Origin of the sequence: Aliidiomarina sedimenti (assembly GCF_003986955.1) — a bacterium.
Classification (GTDB): Bacteria; Pseudomonadota; Gammaproteobacteria; order Enterobacterales; family Alteromonadaceae; genus Aliidiomarina; species Aliidiomarina sedimenti.
In genome coordinates this window covers 289,714-306,425 of the sequence record NZ_PIPN01000001.1, presented here as the reverse complement: position 1 = coordinate 306,425, position 16,712 = coordinate 289,714, and the positions used below count along the sequence as shown (strand labels likewise).

Sequence of the window (16,712 nt, the reverse complement as noted above, 5' to 3'; positions counted from 1 at the left end):
GAATTATGGCTTGTGATAGGAGTCGCGCAGGTGTAAATCCAGCGCGATCATCACCTGAGTTCGCGAAATTACCCCCTGCAACCGATTCTCGTAATCAACCACCGGATAAATTTTGGGGCGATTAGAACCGAACCGTTGCGCTAAATCCAGGATGGCAGTGTCACTGTTCACGGTGACCACTTCGGTATTCATACAGTCAGCAACTGTGGCTGAACGCTCTTTATGATAAGTCCCTTCAAGCATATGAGCGAGGCAATCCTGCTCGGAGAGAAAACCGATGACCTGCTTCTTCGCATCGACAACGGGGCCTCCTGCAAGGTTGGCGCGCAATAAGCGCTCGACGGCTTCTTCAATCGGCATATTGGCGGTTAATACAGCCGGGTGGCGGCTCATATAATCGCCCACTTTCAATGACCGTAGTGGCATAGGTAGCTACTCCTCGTCGTTGTAAATTCCTACCGTCAGGGGTTGGCTTGATGTTTTACTGGCCCGATACATCCCCTCCGTATTAAACGGCATATGAACATTGCCTTGGTTATCCACAATGATCACTCCACCTGTGCCCCCCGCCGCTGGCAGTACCTGATGAATCACTTCATCCCCGGCGGTGACAATGTCTTTGTCCTGATACAATACACGGCTGCAAATGTCAGCGGCCACCTGATAACGAATAAAATACTCGCCATGGCCGGTCGAGGACACCGCACAGCTTTCATTGTCAGCCCAGGTACCTGCACCAATAATCGGCGAATCACCAATGCGGCCATATTGCTTTGCGGTCATGCCTCCGGTGGACGTGGCTGCTGCCAGGTTCCCTGCACTGTCGAGTGCGACCGCACCAACGGTGCCCATATTGAAATTTGGGTCCCAGTTTGGATTACTGGCAATCTGTTCACCTGCCTGCTGACTACGTTCCAGTTCTTTTAGCGCATCCTGCAGCTGCTGATAACGATGTTCACTATTGAAGTGGCTGTTCTCTACTTCCGACAACCCCTGCTCCCGCGCAAACTGACTGGCACCTTCACCGCTTAACATGACATGTCTTGAATTCTGCATAATTTCACGCGCTAAGGCTATCGGGCTTTCCACCGTTTTGACCCCGGCGACCGCCCCAGCCTCACGGCTGTCACCACGCATAATAGACGCGTCCAGTTCATGTTCCCCCTGATAAGTATAGACGGCGCCAATTCCTGAATTAAATAGCGGGTTCTTTTCCATCACCTGTACCGCTGCGATTACCGCATCTACGCTATCACCGCCCGCTTCCAGTATCGCGTAGCCAGCCTCGGTTGCTTCGCGTAACGCCGCGTCAAATTCAGCTTCGCGCTCCGCTGACATATTCTCCCGCGTTATAGTGCCGGCTCCGCCGTGAATCGCTATGGCCAGTGGCGACTCAGTTTCCGACTCTGCAGAGGCATCAGCGGCTGGTCCACAACCACTCAGTCCAAGCGCAAAAAGCAGCCCCACGGATACAGATATTTTCGTTTTCATATGTTGTCGCCCTTTATTATTCAAGTAATTAGCTTAGCATCTAACTCGCTGTGTGACTTATTATGACCACGAAGAAGCCTCGCGTACAAGCCATCGCAAATGCTATCCTTGCCCTTAACTCAGTCTAACTAACCGGCTATATAGAAAACACCATGACTAAAACCCTTTACTGGTACGACTTTGAGGCTGGTGGTGCAAACCCGAGAGTGGACCGGCCCAGCCAATTTGCAGGCATTCGAACCGACGAATCGCTGAATATTATCGGTGAACCTCTGGTTCAGTATTGCCAGCCGAGCCCCGACTACCTGCCCCACCCGGAAGCCTGTTTAATTACCGCGATTACACCGCAAAAACAGCGCCGTGAAGGTCGCAGCGAGGCGGAGTTCTGTAACCTAATTGAACAACAATTCAGCCAGCCTGACACGACTATTGTCGGTTACAACAATGTTCGCTTCGACGATGAAATGACCCGGGTCATGTTCTATCGCAATTTTCACGACCCGTATGCTTATAGCTGGCAGAACAACAATAGCCGCTGGGATCTGGTGGATCTGGTTCGTGCCTGTTACGCGCTGCGGCCGGACGGTATTGAGTGGCCAACCGTCGATGGCCGGGTTAGTTTCAAACTGGAACTGCTCAGCAAAGCAAACGGCATTGAACATGGGCAGGCGCACGATGCGATGTCAGATGTATACGCCACCATCGGCATGGCCAAACGAATTAAAGAAGCGCAACCGCGGCTGTACGACTTTTATTACCGCCTGCGCCGAAAAGCGGCCGTGCAGCAGTTGCTTGACGAAGCCATGGTGCAGAGCAAGCCGCTGGTCCATGTCAGCAGCTACTATGGTACTGATCAGGGCAACGTCAGCTGGATTATGCCAGTCGCACACCACCCAACCCAGGCCAATGCCGTCATCGCCTGGCGGCTCGACCGTGACCCGCAAGCAATTGCCGGATTAACGCCGCAACAGCTTATCGAAAAACTCTACACCCCGCGGGATTTGTTGGGTGATGATGAGGAACGTCCGGGCCTGGTGGTCATTGTCAGTAACAAGTGCCCCTTTGTAGCCCCGGTCAATACCTTAAGTTCAGAGCAGGCCGAACGCTTTGCTTTGAACTGGCAGCAGGCGCAACAACACCTGCAGACAATTCAGCAACAGCCTGCCCTGCGTGAACTGATAGTCTCGGCATATGCCATAGAGCGGGAGCAAAAAATTGCGCCGGACGATGTCGAAATGCAGCTGTATTCCGGCCCGTTTTTCAGTGCTCAGGCGAAGAGCCAGATGGAGATGATCCGCCATGCCAGCCCTGAGCAACTCGCGACCCTTGATATCAACTGGGACGATCCTCGTTTCGCAGAACTGTTATTTCGCTACCGGGCGAGAAACTATCCACAAACCCTGAACCAGCAGGAAGTCGATCGCTGGCGACAACACTGCCGCCAGCGACTGACCCAGGGCACTCAGTATCATCTGAGTGTGGACGAGTTCGTTCTGCGTCTTGAGCAACTAGCGCAAGAGCATGCCCAAAATGACCGTAACATGGCGATCATAAAAGCCTTGGCTGAGTATATTCAGGAGCTCTGACTCCCGAACACCAGTCCTTCCAGCCGAAGCGCAATAAAAAAGCCAGTTCGTAACGAACTGGCTTTTTTTGTTTGCTGTCGCGAGCGCTAGCTGCGGATCGCAGCTAGCTTGCGGCACTGATTATCAGGCTTTATCAGTGCCCTTATTCGCCACCTTAGGACCGACTTTAAACAGCCGGGCCAGTGCTGGGATCAGTATTAACGCGCCCAACATATTCCACAGGAACATAAAGGTCAGCAAGATCCCCATGTCAGCCTGGAATTTAATTGGTGACCAAATCCAGGTTGCAACCCCAATTGCCAGGGTCAGACCGGTGAAACCGACTGCTTTACCTGTTTTAGTTAACGCGTATTCGTAGGCATCGTAGAGGCCATAGCCTTCCCGCATCGCTTCCCGCATCTTGCTGTAAATGTAAATGCCGTAATCGACACCGATACCAACGCCTAAGGCTATCACTGGCAGCGTCGCAACCTTCACACCAATGCCGAGCATTGCCATCAGCGCCTGGCTCATAATCGTAGTGAACAACAATGGCAGGACGATACAGAGCACGGTACGAATGCTACGGAAGGTAATCAGACAAAGTGCAATGACCACCCCGTAAACCCAGATCAGCATTTCCAGCTGTGCCTGCTCAATAACCTTATTGGTGGCCGCTTCAATACCTGAATTACCCGCCGCGAGTAAGAAATCTAATTCTTCCGACGGATACTCATCGCCGAACGAACGAACATTTCCAACCACTCGCTCCAGCGTTGCCGCTTTGTGGTCATTTAAATAGATAATGATCGGCGCCATCGAGCAGTCACGGCTCATTAAGCCGCCCGGTGCGCGAGAAATAGAGGCATTGATAATGAAGTCATCGCGGTTAACGCTATACCATTTAAGATTACCTTCATTGATCCCCGCCATGCCCATTTTTGACGCATACACGATGGAGCGCACAGCCTGCACACCCTCGACATTTTCCATGTGCCACTGGAAGCGGTCGATCAGCGCCATATTCTGATAGGCAATGCACTCTCCCGGAGCCGTTTCCGCCATAACCACGAAAATATCGGTGCTCGAGCTGTAGTTCTCAACCATGAACGCATTATCAAGGTTATAGCGCGAATCCGCGCGCAGTTCCGGCGCACCGCTGTCGAGATCACCAATTTCCTGGTGCTGTGCTTTATACAAACCAAAGGTAACCATCACCAGCGAGACTATGATCGCACCAGCCGCCCATTTAGGCTCAGCAAACCGCGAAAAGACACGAACGACCGGGTGTGCACCGTGACGTTTACTATCCAGGTAGTTAATACCGCGTTTTGAAACGTCGAGGTAAGAAGTCAGTATTGGCAGTAAGCCAAGGTTGGTCAGAACAATAACGGCCACACCGATACTGGCAGCAATCGCCAGCTCTTTGATCACCGCGATATCAATAACCATTAAGGTGGTGAAACCGATAGCATCACTCGCCAATGCGGTCAGGCCGGCGACGTACAGCCCACGAAAGGCATAACGCGAGGCCTTCATTTTATCGGCGCCATCGACCCGGTTTGCCATCACCGCATTTATAATCTGCACACCATGGCTGACGCCGATGGCAAACACCAGGAACGGCACCAGCATTGAATACGGGTTAATACCCGAGCCAATTAGGTGAATGATCCCCAGCTGCCAAATGACGGCGATAACCGAACAGCTCAGGACAATTAACGAACTACGGACACAGCGACTGTATAAAAACAGCATTATGAAGGTAATAATCATCGCCAGGACAAAGAACATCCCGACCTGATTTGCACCGTCGATCAAGTCACCAACGACTTTGGCGAAGCCAACAATCTGAATATTGATGGTGTCTGAGCTGTACTGGTCACGAATTAACCGTTCCAGATTCTCTGAAAAGGCCGCATAGTCCAGCTGCTCACCGGTTTCCGGGTTAATTTCGTTGAGCGGCACATAAATAAGTGCGGATTCGAAGTTATTGGCAACCAGGTTACCCACTTCACCAGAGCGCAACACGTTCTGGCGTAATTGCTCAAGGGACTCTTCAGAACCGTCATAGGTGTCCGGGATGACCGGACCACCAACAAAGCCGTCCTCAGTAACCTCGGACCAACGCACGTTAGGAGTCCACACCGAACGTATCTGAGAGCGGTTTACCCCGGGGATATAGGACAATTCATCTGTCACCTGGCGTAAAACGTCCTGGTACTCCTGATCGAAAATATTTCCTTCGGTGGTCTCTACTGAGACCCGAATTGCATTTCCTAGACTGGAGAGATCATCCGCATACTCGTAGTAGTTCTGAATGAACTCGTGGTTCTCCGGGATCATTTTGTTGAAACTGGCATCCGGACGAACCTGCAATGCGTTGTACAATAAAAAGGCAGTAATTACGGCGAAAAATAGCAGCCAAAAACCGCGAAAACGAAACAGCAGGTTCTCGACGAGTGACGCTCGCCCCTGCGCGAAAGCATTAGTTGATTGAGTCATTACAGCATCCTTAATTAGCGCGCAGTTGCAGGATAGATGAATTGCATCAGGCCAGAGCGACCGACCATGATCATTTGATTCCCGGCATCCTGTAGCACATCGCTTAACGGTACGTTACTGCTATGTTCATAGCGTTGTGGCTGCAAGTTTTGCGGGTCAAAAAAGACCATAGTGCCGGAATGGCCTGCCAGTACTACGGTGCCATCTGCCATCACGGTGCCACTATTGAGGTTGTAGCGGGTATTGGCATCGATCTGGCGGAAACTATCGCCGTTATCATCCGAGACAAAGACGCTGCCACGCAGGCCATAAACCCACAGACGCCCCTGCTGGTCAAACAGACCACCAAATAAAGAACCGTGGTAAGGAGAATCAAGGATATCCCAGTTGGCTCCCGAGTCTTCACTGCGGAACAGCTGCCCGGCTTCACCAATAATGAACAAATCACCACGCTCATTGGTAATCATTTTATTAAGGTGGAAAGCGGTTGGGTTTTCCAGACGTTCATTGACCATGGTCCAGCTGCTGCCACCATCAGTGGTTTCCAGCATGGTGCCGTAGGCTCCGATCGCGAAACCATGCTGATTATCGATGAAGAACACATCAAGAAATGGCTTGGTTGGACCGACTTCCTGTTGAATTGAAGCGGCCTGCAGCTGAAATGATAATTCATCAAGCAGGTATTCATACTCGTAGGCTTGCTCTTCGTCGTCAGCGTTTTCCATGGCCTCGGTCAAATAGTCTTCGCGTTGCTGCAGCCAGTCCAGTTCCATTTCCAGCAACTGGTAACCGTCCATCATCCGCTGCCAGCTTTGACCACCGTCGGTGCTTTTAATCAATACGCCGTCATGGCCGGAAGCCCAAATAGTATTCGCGTCGACATAATGCAGCGAGGTCAACAGCACACTGGTTGGCACCTCGGCTTGCTGCCAGTCTTCATTGCCTTCACGCACCAGCACGGTACCAAATGCACCAACCGCGATGGTTTTCGTTAAATAACGTTCTAACCCGATTAGCACCCCGTGCTCGGCCCGCTGGGCCTGAGGGGATGGTGCAAAAATAACATCATAATCGTCACCAGCCTGACTGGCGTACGCCGAGGTTCCGGTCGCCGACAGCAAAGCTGCGCACATCGCGATCCATTTCATGTATTTCTCCTAAGGAGTCTATCTTACTTCAGACACCCGATTGTATAGTCTAACAAGCGTTTGAAAACCCCTTTGTGCAAAAAAAGCGTTAATCGTCGGAGTTTTGCTCAGCTATGACTATCGGCAGAGATCAGCATTTGCAAAAGAAACTAATTTTTTAACAGCTGGTCTTACAAACAGTTGCAAATTTGTAACGTTGGTTTCATCCTAGGCAGGTGAGGCAACGCTTATTTAATTTTTACATTTTTTGGTGTAGCTTAACTTTATATAAGCCACGTTTATAAGCATAAGCACAGTAACAAGGATAAACACGATGAGAAAAACAATTCTTACCGCTGGCGTAATGGCGCTATCGCTGGTTTCTGCCAGTGTTGTGGCAGCCGTTTCCAACGAAGAAGCCGCTCGCCTTGGTAACGATTTAACGCCGATTGGCGCAGAACGCGCTGGTGGCGCTGACGGGCGAATCCCTGCATGGGATGGCGGTTTGTCACGTCCGGGGGAAGACGTCGAACGTCCTGTCAACCCATTTGCCGACGATGAACCTCTGTATACCATTACTCATGACAATCTGGATGAGCATCGTGATCGCTTGTCTCCAGGTCAGATCGCGATGTTTGAACGTTACGATTCGTTCTACATGCCGGTCTATGAAACTCGACGTACGTCTACCTACCCTCAGGAAATCTTTGACCTGGTCAAACAAAACGCGACCGAGGCAAGCCTGGTAGAAGGCGGATCTGGCCTTGAAGGATTTGAAATGGCGATTCCATTTCCTATCCCGCAAACTGGTCTGGAAGTTATCTGGAACCATTTGACCCGTTACCGTGGTGGTAAGGTTGAGCGCCTGGTAAACCAGCTGCCAGTGCAGTCAAACGGTAATTTTGAAGCAGTTCGTTTGCGTGAACAGCTGGTGTGGCCTGAATACCTGCAAGGCGGCCGCGACGAATCTGCCGATGACAACATCCTCTTTTACTTTTTACAGCAAGTACTGGCTCCGGGCCGTTTGACCGGTACCGTACTGCTGGTTCACGATACCATCGATCAGGTTCGTGAAGGACGTCGTGCATGGATTTACAACGCGGGTCAGCGTCGTGTCCGTCGTGCTCCTAACGTAGCGTACGATGGTCCGGGTACAGCGGCTGACGGCTTACGTACTTCAGATCAGCTCGACATGTTCAACGGTGCGCCAGACAAGTACGACTGGGAACTGGTTGGCAAGAAAGAGATGTACATTCCGTACAACAACTATGAGCTGCTGAATACAGATCTTGCATACAGCGACATCATTCAGCCTGGTCATGAAAACCCAGAATACACGCGCTATGAATTGCACCGCGTGTGGCACGTTGAAGCAACGCTGAAAGAAGGCGAGCGGATGATTTACTCACGCCGTTCATTCTTCATCGATGAAGATACCTGGACTGCGTCAGTGATTGATCAATACGATGGTCGCGGCGAGCTATGGCGTGTGTCTCAGGCTTACCATGTTCAGTTCTATGGTAACGACGTGCCTTGGATGGCAATGGAATCAGTTTACGACCTGAACAACGGCCGTTACATTTCACTGGGTCTGGCGAACGAAGAAGATGAGTACATGGACTTCGATATCGAACCACGTCGCAGTGACTTTAGCACCAACGCATTACGTCGTATGGGTATCCGTTAATCCGGGTTATTGCTAACGCAAGTTCGTTAATAAAAAGGCCAGCTGTAAAGCTGGCCTTTTCGTTTTAGCGTTTCCAGGGTGCCTGGTTTAATGCAGTTTCACTAAACGCTGCATCAGGGATGAGGTGTCCCAGCGATTACCGCCTAACGCCTGCACTTCTGCATAAAGCTGATCAATCAACGCGGTTACCGGTAAACTTGCGCCATTTTTTTGTGCCTCGGTCATCGCAATATTCAAATCTTTGCGCATCCAGTCCACTGCAAAACCAAAGTCATACTCGCCATTCCACATGGTATGAGAGCGGTTTTCCATCTGCCAGCTGCCTGCCGACCCTTTGCTAATGGCTGCAACCAGTGCTTCCGGATCAAGTCCCGCTTTTTTGCCGAAGGCAAGCCCCTCAGACAACCCGGCTAAGACCCCGGCGATACATACCTGATTGACCATCTTTGCCAACTGCCCGCTGCCGACTGGCCCCTGCAGACCAACATGGTGCGCCATCACCTCAAGCATTGCCTGAACCTTGCTCAGGACCTTTTCGTCGCCGCCCACCATCATAGTCAGTTTGGCATTCACTGCGCCTGCCTCACCGCCGGATACGGGTGCATCGAGAAACTCCAAGCCCTGCTCCTGACAGGCAGCACCGAGCTCCCGGGCCAGCTCTGCCGAGGCGGTAGTATGGTCGATAAGCACCGCCCCTTCACGCATCCCAGCCAGCACACCGTCATCACCATAAACAACACTGCGTACATCGTTATCGTTGCCGACACAGAGCATCACTACATCAGCGTCTTCCGCTGCAATTGCTGGTGTGCTGGCTGCACGTCCGGCATACTCGTCACACCAGGCTTCTGCCTTGCTGGCAGTGCGGTTGTACACGCAGACATCGTACCCTGCGCGCTGCAAGTGGCCGGCCATTGGGTATCCCATTACACCCATACCGATAAAGGCTACTTTTGTTGTCATCCTGATACTCCTTCAATTTCTTTACGTAATAAAAAATGCTGGTATCGCCCGAGCTGACGAAAAGGCTCCTGTCGCCGATACCTTAATTCCATCTCAATTAAATCGTCGCGCTGCTGGTGCTCAAGGTCACGCAGGTAATCATGGATACAGCGTACCCCGCTATGCGCAACCAGCTGCAAGCGGTGACGTAAGGTCCAGTCACTGACCTGCTCAATATAAAGGGGCGTCTGTGGACTAAAACGAACTTTCTTTTTAACCTGCAGGCCCGCTTTAACATAGTCAAAGTTGCCATAAATCAGGTTAGCCATTTCTTTGGCCCGACGGTTGTAGAACATCAGCGACAGCCAACCGCCCTTCACCATTAACTGACTTAGAATTGATATCGCTGCGGCAGGTTGCTCAAGCCACTCCAGCACCGCATGGCAAAGTACGACATCAAACGGGGGCTGGTCGGCAAGTTGAGCAGGTAAGTCCTGTAGCGGCGCAGTTATATACTGGTACTGCGCGCTAAGACCGGCCTGTGAATGTTGTTCTTTCGCCTGCGCGACCATTTCGGCAGCTATATCAGAATGCCAGACCAGATGCCCGGCCTCGGCGAATAACTGGTTTACCTGACCTAAGCCCGCGCCAATATCGAGTACTCGCAAAGGCCGCTGGCTGGCAATCAAAGCAGCCAGGTCGGCAGCGAGCACGGCCTGTCGTATACGCCCTTTCGAGGTGTGATAAATATTCTTTTCAAAGCGCTGCACGTCAACCGCAAAGCTTCGATCCTGACCTTTACGCGGGGCTGTCAATGTCAATAAACTCCACGTCCAGGTTTGCTTCACGCGCTAGTTTCTCACCCAGCGCTTTGACCCCATAGCGCTCAGTCGCGTGATGCCCTGCCGCCAGGTAATGAATGCCGCGTTCGCGCGCCACATGTACCGTTTGCTCTGAAATTTCACCACTGATAAAGGTATCGGCACCGGCTTCAACAGCCGCTTCAATAAAGCCCTGACCACCACCGGTACAAATAGCGACACGCCTGACTGCATGCTCGCCACCGTCAACCCGGGCTATCAGGCTTCGTTCAACAGCGCTTTCCAGCTGCTCGACAAATGCATTCAGGGTAACCTCGCCAGTGACATCTCCAAGCATAAGAATACCCGGTGGCGCCTGATCGGCAGGACTCAGCTCAGTCAAACCAAGGCGACGTGCCAGTTCGGCATTGTTACCAAAGTCAGGGTGGCAATCCAGAGGTAAATGATAGGCAAACAAACTAACATCAGCACCGAGCAGTGCTTGCAGACGACGTTTTTTCATGCCGGTCACCGAGGCCGACTCACCCTTCCAGAAGTATCCGTGGTGAACCAGGATGGCATCCGCGTTACGGGCTAACGCCTGATCGATAAGTGCCTGACTTGCGGTGACCCCTGTGACTATTTTTTGAATATGGGAGCGGCCTTCGACCTGCAACCCGTTGGGGCAATAATCCTGAAATTGGCCAGCGTCAGTCCACTGGTTAAGTAATTTATGCAGTGCATCACGCTGAATACTCATAGCGACAATTAAACCCCCGATGCAAATTAGACAGGACGGCAAAAAGAATGTATAAAAATATAGATATAGCAATCATATAGTATCACAACAGGATAATCCGAATGAGCAATCTCGACAAAGAAGCGGTACTCGACGAATTTACAGCAGCCTACAAAGCAGCCAATGGCAAAGCGCCCGACGTGGAAGCAGCAAATGGCTGGTACAGTGTAGATGGTGGTAAAAACATGCGTCTTGCCCAGCTCGACGAGTGGACCCAGGAATTAAAAAGCGGGGCCGGTAACAAGAAAGCCACGCCAGCCAAACCAGCTGCAAGCAAACCTGCAGCAAAAAAAGCGACTAGTAGTAAAGCAAAGAAACCAGCAGCTAAGACAAAAACCGCTAGCAAGAAAACTGAAAGCAAAAAGAGTTCATCTTCAAACGGTGGCTTAACCGCGAAAGAACTCTGGCGTCAGCGTCTTGAAGAACAAGACGGTACTGCCCGCCTCCCACGCGGTGTGCGTTAGGTTCGGATCGTTACCAAGATGTGGATCTGATATCAGGCAACAAAAAAGCTGAGCATAAGGCTCAGCTTTTTTATTTGTTTTTCTCAGGTTCTCAGGTCAGTCGACGTCAGGTACGTGAAACCGGCACTTTAATTTTACGATACCGGTGGACCAAAAAGTCACTGCGGTCGAAAACTACGGTTTCCTGACCAAAATCGCCCAGCGATACCTGGTAACGTTCATCGTCCAGCTCTCGGATAACCTGGCCCATTTTGCCCTGATGCGCACCGCGTTTAACAAACACGGTTTGCCCCAGAAACTGGCGACTGTTATAGGTAAAACATACCCCTGCCATGGACCTACCTCTTTATTTATTGAAATGCTGCGTCCTATTACTATCGGCCGCCACGCAAAAATCTTCAGCCATTATGGCTGGGTCCGTTCAATATATAAAGTGATATCGCCAACATGGAAACCGAAATAGGTCATCTTAGTCCGGTTTATCATGCGATCGTCGTCCAATAAATACATCCAGTCATCCAGCGTCACGTTCAGCGTTCGGCCACCCGTTTCAACCTGCAGCTTGTAGACCCAGTTCAGTGCATTTCCCGCGGTGGTGCCAACGGCAGTACCCTCGACATCGCCTGCGCGCCCCTCATAGGTATTTTCATCCACCTTGGTCAGCCGCCAGACCCGTTCCTGCTCGCGCCCGTCGTCCCAATAGAACTGCTCATCGAGGACACCTTCATTACCGTCCCAGGTGCCTTCCATGGTCGCGGTAAAACGCTGAGTGACTTTACCTGAACGGTTCTGGACCATGCCATGGGCAACCAGCGGACCATTAAAAAACGTTTCCAGTTTCAGTTCCGGGCTCTCGCCCTGATAGTCATCAATACTGGCTGAACAGGCGGTAAGCAGTGCCATAGTAGCGACGGCAATTAGTATAGATTTCACGATCATTATCGTTCTCCTGTTAACTCATCACGATTACGACGAAAGCTGGAATCTTCACTGAGCCAAATCGCAAAAAAGCGCTGTTTGAACTCGTCGTCGTCGATTCCTCCTAACTCGCCCTCGGCGTTGTAAAAACGAACACCTTCCTGTTCACCGGCATACGCCAGCAGACAGTCACCATCCGCTACATCTGGCCATATTTCGGATAGAGTTTCGAGCCAGGCCTCTTCCCGCTGACCCATCGAATAGCCCAGTGACTGCCACTCATCACGTGTTGTATCGACCAACTGTCGGGCCTCGATGTCACGCAGGTAACTAAGCTCCAGCGCCAGTGACTGGTCCTCCGGGTAGTTACCGCTATCGGTGTACAGGACAGCGTCATACACCTTGAAAAAATAGACCCGTAACCGGGTTTCACCGACTTTTTCCAAGGGTTCAACGACCCCGACCTGACAGGCCGCGTGGGCGGTCGAGGTTGTAAATGCTAAGGTGCATAGTGCCAATCCAAGTGATGCGACCAGCCCTGTAATCGTTCTAAACATAGCGTTGCTCCTTATCAGTATCCCGCGCCAGTAGGTAAACCAGCACCATCATCAGTAACGCCCAGACCAGCGAATACGTAACGCCAACCCAGAAGGCGTCAACCTCAAGCTGTGCTGCCCCCAGCCCAACACCGGCAAAATAGGTAACAGGGCCAAATACCAGACCTGCAATAGCGGCCAGTACGTAGCGTTCACGCAACCAGGTAAACACCACCATCGCCATAGCGGCAAAGCCAAACCAAAGCACAACCAGCCACCAGGGTAAGTGGTCAGTGCCGGTAAAACTTATAATACCCGCCTGCACCACCAGATACTCCGCGGCCAGGCCGAGCACTATATAAAGGGCCAGTGTTCGCCTGCGTGCCCATAAATAACGCCAGGCACTGAGATAGAGTACAACGACCAGCCCAATCGTCAGCCACAACCATTGCTCCCGTCCCCAGACGGCAAGGAACCAGATCAGATCAAACAGAAAGAAGTGAACCAGCCTGGTTAAGTGCTTTAGTGCGTTGCTAATTTTGTTCGTAAGGCCCCCTTATCAGCTGGCTTGGTTGCAAGCAGCTGGACTGCACTGACCCGGCGCTCGCTAAAGCCACCTTCGCAATAACAGAGGTAATAATTCCAGAAACGAGTAAAGCGCTCATCGTAGCCAAGCTCGCTAAGTTCTTTCGCATGCTGATTAAACGCCTGACGCCAGTCACTTAACGTCTGTGCATAATCAAGACCGATATCATCAAGCTGGCGAATAACCATGTCGGTTTTCTTGCGGGTCAGGCGGCCAATTAACTCCACCGAGGGTAAATACCCGCCAGGAAAAACATGCTGCTGAATAAAGTCGACATCGCGGTTGTAACGCTCGGCACGCTGATCGGCAATAGTAATAGCCTGCAGCACCATACGGCCGCTAGGCTTCAGCAACTGGCTGCACTTGCGGAAGAATCCAGCCAGATATTGCTGCCCGACCGCTTCTATCATCTCCACCGAGACCAGTTTATCGAAGGTCCCTTCGAGGTCACGGTAGTCCTGATTGAGCAATGTCACCTGCTTATCTAACCCTTCCGCACTAACCCGCGTTTGCGCGTACGCCAGTTGTGCATCGGAAATAGTGGTAGAAGTCACTTTGCAGCCGTAGTGCTTAGCCGCGTACACAGCGAGTCCGCCCCAACCCGTGCCAATTTCCAGCAAATGATCGCCAGGCTGCAGGTCGAGCATGTCGCAAAGGCGCTTCAGTTTATAACTCTGAGCATCCGCAAGCGAAGCATCCTGGTCTGGATAGACTGCGCTGGAGTATTGCATTTGCGGATCGAGGAAACGGCTGTATAACTCATTGCCCAGATCATAGTGCGACAGAATGTTTTCTTTGGCTTTGCGCTTCGAATTGCGTCGCGACATGAACGTAAGCTTTTGCAACGGCCAGGTTAGCCAGCCAAAGCGGCTCGCTATCTCGTCCATCGCATCCAGATTACGGGCAAAAATGCGAATCACCGCAACCAGATCAGGTGTTTGCCAGTCACCGTCAATATACGACTCACCTGCGCCGATATCTCCGTTCAGTAAAAAGCGGCGATACATGCGGGCGCTCTGCACATCAATACGGGCATGCAGCGGGTCCTGCTTGTTACCAAACTCCCCCACCACGTGGCCCTGCTCAGTCAGTATCAGATGGCCATGTTTCAACCGGGCGAACGCGCGCAAGGCAATCTCGCGGCTCCACTTCTCTATACCCCGTGCCTCTAATGGGGCACCAATCGCTCGTTGTTGCTCTGCCATAATTACTTCGTCCTGCTTAACACGTAATTTTTTTAATGGTTTCTTTTAACGCTTGCCGCTACCCGGGTGCCCATACAACGGGGTCCGTTTAACGAAAAGTTTCAATGCTTGCCAGTAAATCCCTGCAACAATCTTCAGGCTCATCACCGGATACGACTTTAATACGTCACGAACGCCGACTCGGTTCAATGGCTGGCGTTTTAATGCCATGGTGGCATCGAATTCCCGCTCACTGCGATGGGCTTCAATATGCACAAACTGACGTTCACCGGGTTGGTTGATCTTCCATTGATACTGCATTTTCATTGGGTTGAAAGGGGAAACATGGAACGCCTTTTCAGTCGGTGCCTGCTCAGCCAGGTCGACCAAATAGTAATGACGCTGATTCCAGGGGGTATTCGAAACTTCCGCGAGCATATGGCTGAAGCGGCCATCCGACTGCTGCAGGAAATAGCAGTTGAGAGGACTGAAAAACAGCCCCCAACAACGTATATTGCCGAGAAAGAAAACACGCCCCTGCAGCGGCTCGCCTTCATTCAGCGCATTGATCTTGTTCAGTACTGCAGCACTTAAATTCGGCGCTCCCTGCCATTGGTCGCGCAGATAATCAGTCGCTTTGAAGTGCAGTGGCGCAAAGCTGGCTGAGGTGCTGAGCCACTTGCTCTGCGCCCCCGCTTCCTCAAGTTCATCCAACGCCAGCCACCATTGCATCAGCTTGTAAGTAAACTGGTGCTGAGTTGGCTGAAAACGGCGGTGACGAACCTGCCCGGTATAAATTGCACTGTGCATAGTTAGTTGCTCTCAACCTCTGGTGCCAGATCAAAGCGCGCCGCCACATCAAACGCACTTCGCACACCGTCTTCATGAAAACCGCTGTACCAGTACGCCCCGGCAAAGTGGGTATGGCGTTTGCCACAAATCGACGGACGCTGTTCTCTCGCTGCCATCGACGACAGCGAATAAACCGGATGATGATACTGGAAACGGCGCAGGATGGTGTCCGGATCAATTCGCTCGCTGTTGTTCAGAGTCACGCAGTAGGTGGTATCACTTTGCAGCCCCTGCAGAATGTTCATGTTGTAGGTGACCGAACTCAGTTTCTGCTCGCGTTTATCACCTTGCGGAAGCCAGTAGTTCCAGCTCGCCCAGGCGGCTTTTCGCTGCGGTAACAGGCTGGTATCTGTATGCAGTACAACCTCGTTGGCCTGGTAGCCTATCGCCCCAAGTACGTGTTTTTCATCGTCACTGGCATCAGCTAACAGTTTAAGGGCCTGATCGCTGTGGCAGGCCAGAATCACTTCATCGTAGCGCCGTGCTTCGCCATCGTCGGTGGTCAACAGCACCCCCTGCTCATCGCGGACGATTGAGCGTACGGGGGTATTCAGGTAAATACGCTCTTTGAATGACGCCGTCATTGGCTCAATGTACGCACGTGAACCACCACAAATGGTCGCCCATTGCGGCCGGTCGGTCACATTAAGCAGGCCATGATTCATAAAAAAGCGCAGGAAAAAACCGAGCGGAAACTGTGCCGCATCCCGTAAGCTGGCCGACCAGATCGCTGCGCACATCGGATACAAGTAGTTTTCTTTGAACAGCGTGCCTACTCTGAGGCTGTTAACGAACTCGTCCAAAGTACGCTGATCCGCATCTTCACCAAGCGTGGCCAACGCCTGCTTAGCCGCCTTATTAAAGCGCACAATATCCCACAGCATGCGATAAAACGAGGGGCGCAGCAGATTGCGTTTCTGCGCAAACATGGTGGCCAATGTGTGGCCGTTGTATTCAAGTCCCGTGGTCGGGTTATGTACGCTGAAACTCATCTCGGTATCGCGCCACTCAACGCCCAGGGTACGCATCAAGTAACGGAACTTCGGGTAGGTGCGGTCATTGAAAACAATGAATCCGGTATCAATGGCGTGGCCATCGACATCGACCGTGGCCGTGTGCCCACCGATATAATCGTTGGCCTCAAATACATCCACGTCATGACGCTTACTCAACAGATAGGCACTGGTCAGCCCGGCAATTCCACTGCCGACTACGGCGATTTTCATCGTTCGTTTATTCCTCAAATGATGCTCAGA

Annotated in this window: 17 protein-coding genes; 3 read left to right on the top strand and 14 right to left on the bottom strand. The window is 51.8% G+C overall.

The genetic code is table 11. From position 1 onward, the window contains the following. Positions 1-3: 3 nt before the first annotated feature. On the bottom strand, positions 4-426 hold the full coding sequence (locus CWE12_RS01480; RefSeq protein ID WP_126787805.1) for a CBS domain-containing protein: 423 nt from the start codon (positions 424-426) through the stop codon (positions 4-6). Between the two features lie 6 nt (positions 427-432). After that, positions 433-1,491, bottom strand: coding sequence for an isoaspartyl peptidase/L-asparaginase family protein (locus CWE12_RS01475; protein WP_126787804.1), 1,059 nt, complete (start codon positions 1,489-1,491; stop codon positions 433-435). Positions 1,492-1,643: 152 nt separating this feature from the next. Between CWE12_RS01475 and sbcB the strand changes: the two genes are divergently transcribed. Then, the gene (gene sbcB, locus CWE12_RS01470) at positions 1,644-3,077 is read left to right on the top strand and encodes an exodeoxyribonuclease I (RefSeq protein ID WP_126787803.1); all 1,434 of its coding nucleotides are present in this window, start codon (positions 1,644-1,646) and stop codon (positions 3,075-3,077) included. A gap of 123 nt (positions 3,078-3,200) precedes the next feature. Here the strand turns inward: sbcB and CWE12_RS01465 are convergent, their stop codons facing one another. Together CWE12_RS01465 and CWE12_RS01460 are read right to left on the bottom strand one after the other, a co-directional pair. Then, the gene (locus tag CWE12_RS01465; RefSeq protein ID WP_126787802.1) at positions 3,201-5,561 is read right to left on the bottom strand and encodes an efflux RND transporter permease subunit; all 2,361 of its coding nucleotides are present in this window, start codon (positions 5,559-5,561) and stop codon (positions 3,201-3,203) included. A gap of 14 nt (positions 5,562-5,575) precedes the next feature. After that, the gene (locus CWE12_RS01460; protein WP_126787801.1) at positions 5,576-6,709 is read right to left on the bottom strand and encodes a WD40/YVTN/BNR-like repeat-containing protein; all 1,134 of its coding nucleotides are present in this window, start codon (positions 6,707-6,709) and stop codon (positions 5,576-5,578) included. Between the two features lie 313 nt (positions 6,710-7,022). On the opposite strand from CWE12_RS01460, the gene CWE12_RS01455 reads away from it, so the two are divergent. Beyond that, a complete protein-coding gene (locus CWE12_RS01455) occupies positions 7,023-8,375 on the top strand; it encodes a DUF1329 domain-containing protein (RefSeq protein WP_126787800.1) in 1,353 nt (450 codons plus the stop codon). Positions 8,376-8,462: 87 nt separating this feature from the next. Here the strand turns inward: CWE12_RS01455 and CWE12_RS01450 are convergent, their stop codons facing one another. From CWE12_RS01450 to CWE12_RS01440, 3 genes are read right to left on the bottom strand one after another with little or no spacing between them, the layout of a single operon-like run. Then, the gene (locus CWE12_RS01450; RefSeq protein ID WP_126787799.1) at positions 8,463-9,338 is read right to left on the bottom strand and encodes an NAD(P)-dependent oxidoreductase; all 876 of its coding nucleotides are present in this window, start codon (positions 9,336-9,338) and stop codon (positions 8,463-8,465) included. Continuing rightward, positions 9,335-10,138, bottom strand: coding sequence for a methyltransferase domain-containing protein (locus tag CWE12_RS01445; RefSeq protein ID WP_241984105.1), 804 nt, complete (start codon positions 10,136-10,138; stop codon positions 9,335-9,337). The genes CWE12_RS01450 and CWE12_RS01445 overlap by 4 nt, the downstream gene beginning before the upstream one ends. Continuing rightward, positions 10,116-10,877: a Nif3-like dinuclear metal center hexameric protein gene (locus CWE12_RS01440; RefSeq protein ID WP_126787798.1), complete on the bottom strand. Its 762-nt coding sequence runs from the start codon at positions 10,875-10,877 to the stop codon at positions 10,116-10,118. The genes CWE12_RS01445 and CWE12_RS01440 overlap by 23 nt, the downstream gene beginning before the upstream one ends. 101 nt (positions 10,878-10,978) lie before the next feature. Here CWE12_RS01440 and CWE12_RS01435 point away from each other — a divergent pair, with 101 nt between their 5' ends. Continuing rightward, entirely contained in the window at positions 10,979-11,380 is a 402-nt protein-coding gene (locus CWE12_RS01435; protein ID WP_126787797.1) for a hypothetical protein, read from the top strand. Positions 11,381-11,486: 106 nt separating this feature from the next. Here the strand turns inward: CWE12_RS01435 and CWE12_RS01430 are convergent, their stop codons facing one another. The 7 genes from CWE12_RS01430 to CWE12_RS01400 form a co-directional block, all read right to left on the bottom strand. Then, positions 11,487-11,714 (bottom strand): DUF3912 family protein, encoded by a 228-nt coding sequence (locus tag CWE12_RS01430; protein ID WP_126787796.1) that lies wholly within the window; start codon positions 11,712-11,714, stop codon positions 11,487-11,489. A 71-nt stretch (positions 11,715-11,785) separates the two neighbouring features. Next, positions 11,786-12,313 (bottom strand): DUF3833 domain-containing protein, encoded by a 528-nt coding sequence (locus CWE12_RS01425; RefSeq protein WP_241984104.1) that lies wholly within the window; start codon positions 12,311-12,313, stop codon positions 11,786-11,788. Positions 12,314-12,318: 5 nt separating this feature from the next. After that, positions 12,319-12,855, bottom strand: coding sequence for a chalcone isomerase family protein (locus CWE12_RS01420; protein ID WP_126787794.1), 537 nt, complete (start codon positions 12,853-12,855; stop codon positions 12,319-12,321). Beyond that, entirely contained in the window at positions 12,848-13,342 is a 495-nt protein-coding gene (locus CWE12_RS01415; protein ID WP_275540976.1) for a DUF2878 domain-containing protein, read from the bottom strand. Before CWE12_RS01415 ends, CWE12_RS01420 begins: the two co-directional genes overlap by 8 nt. 14 nt (positions 13,343-13,356) lie before the next feature. Then, positions 13,357-14,625, bottom strand: a complete 1,269-nt coding sequence (locus CWE12_RS01410; protein ID WP_126787792.1) for an SAM-dependent methyltransferase — start codon at positions 14,623-14,625, stop codon at positions 13,357-13,359. Positions 14,626-14,670: 45 nt separating this feature from the next. Then, positions 14,671-15,414 (bottom strand): DUF1365 domain-containing protein, encoded by a 744-nt coding sequence (locus tag CWE12_RS01405; protein ID WP_126787791.1) that lies wholly within the window; start codon positions 15,412-15,414, stop codon positions 14,671-14,673. Between the two features lie 2 nt (positions 15,415-15,416). Next, complete coding sequence (locus tag CWE12_RS01400; protein ID WP_126787790.1) at positions 15,417-16,682, bottom strand: NAD(P)/FAD-dependent oxidoreductase; 1,266 nt, start codon at positions 16,680-16,682, stop codon at positions 15,417-15,419. Positions 16,683-16,712 lie beyond the last annotated feature (30 nt).

Bases quoted from the DNA above. Each gene is read 5' to 3' on its own strand.
- CWE12_RS01480 (WP_126787805.1), bottom strand. From the start codon at position 426: ATGCCACTACGGTCATTGAAAGTGGGCGATTATATGAGCCGCCACCCG.
- CWE12_RS01475 (WP_126787804.1), bottom strand. From the start codon at position 1,491: ATGAAAACGAAAATATCTGTATCCGTGGGGCTGCTTTTTGCGCTTGGA.
- sbcB (WP_126787803.1), top strand. From the start codon at position 1,644: ATGACTAAAACCCTTTACTGGTACGACTTTGAGGCTGGTGGTGCAAAC.
- CWE12_RS01465 (WP_126787802.1), bottom strand. From the start codon at position 5,561: ATGACTCAATCAACTAATGCTTTCGCGCAGGGGCGAGCGTCACTCGTC.
- CWE12_RS01460 (WP_126787801.1), bottom strand. From the start codon at position 6,709: ATGAAATGGATCGCGATGTGCGCAGCTTTGCTGTCGGCGACCGGAACC.
- CWE12_RS01455 (WP_126787800.1), top strand. From the start codon at position 7,023: ATGAGAAAAACAATTCTTACCGCTGGCGTAATGGCGCTATCGCTGGTT.
- CWE12_RS01450 (WP_126787799.1), bottom strand. From the start codon at position 9,338: ATGACAACAAAAGTAGCCTTTATCGGTATGGGTGTAATGGGATACCCA.
- CWE12_RS01440 (WP_126787798.1), bottom strand. From the start codon at position 10,877: ATGAGTATTCAGCGTGATGCACTGCATAAATTACTTAACCAGTGGACT.
- CWE12_RS01435 (WP_126787797.1), top strand. From the start codon at position 10,979: ATGAGCAATCTCGACAAAGAAGCGGTACTCGACGAATTTACAGCAGCC.
- CWE12_RS01430 (WP_126787796.1), bottom strand. From the start codon at position 11,714: ATGGCAGGGGTATGTTTTACCTATAACAGTCGCCAGTTTCTGGGGCAA.
- CWE12_RS01420 (WP_126787794.1), bottom strand. From the start codon at position 12,855: ATGTTTAGAACGATTACAGGGCTGGTCGCATCACTTGGATTGGCACTA.
- CWE12_RS01410 (WP_126787792.1), bottom strand. From the start codon at position 14,625: ATGGCAGAGCAACAACGAGCGATTGGTGCCCCATTAGAGGCACGGGGT.
- CWE12_RS01405 (WP_126787791.1), bottom strand. From the start codon at position 15,414: ATGCACAGTGCAATTTATACCGGGCAGGTTCGTCACCGCCGTTTTCAG.
- CWE12_RS01400 (WP_126787790.1), bottom strand. From the start codon at position 16,682: ATGAAAATCGCCGTAGTCGGCAGTGGAATTGCCGGGCTGACCAGTGCC.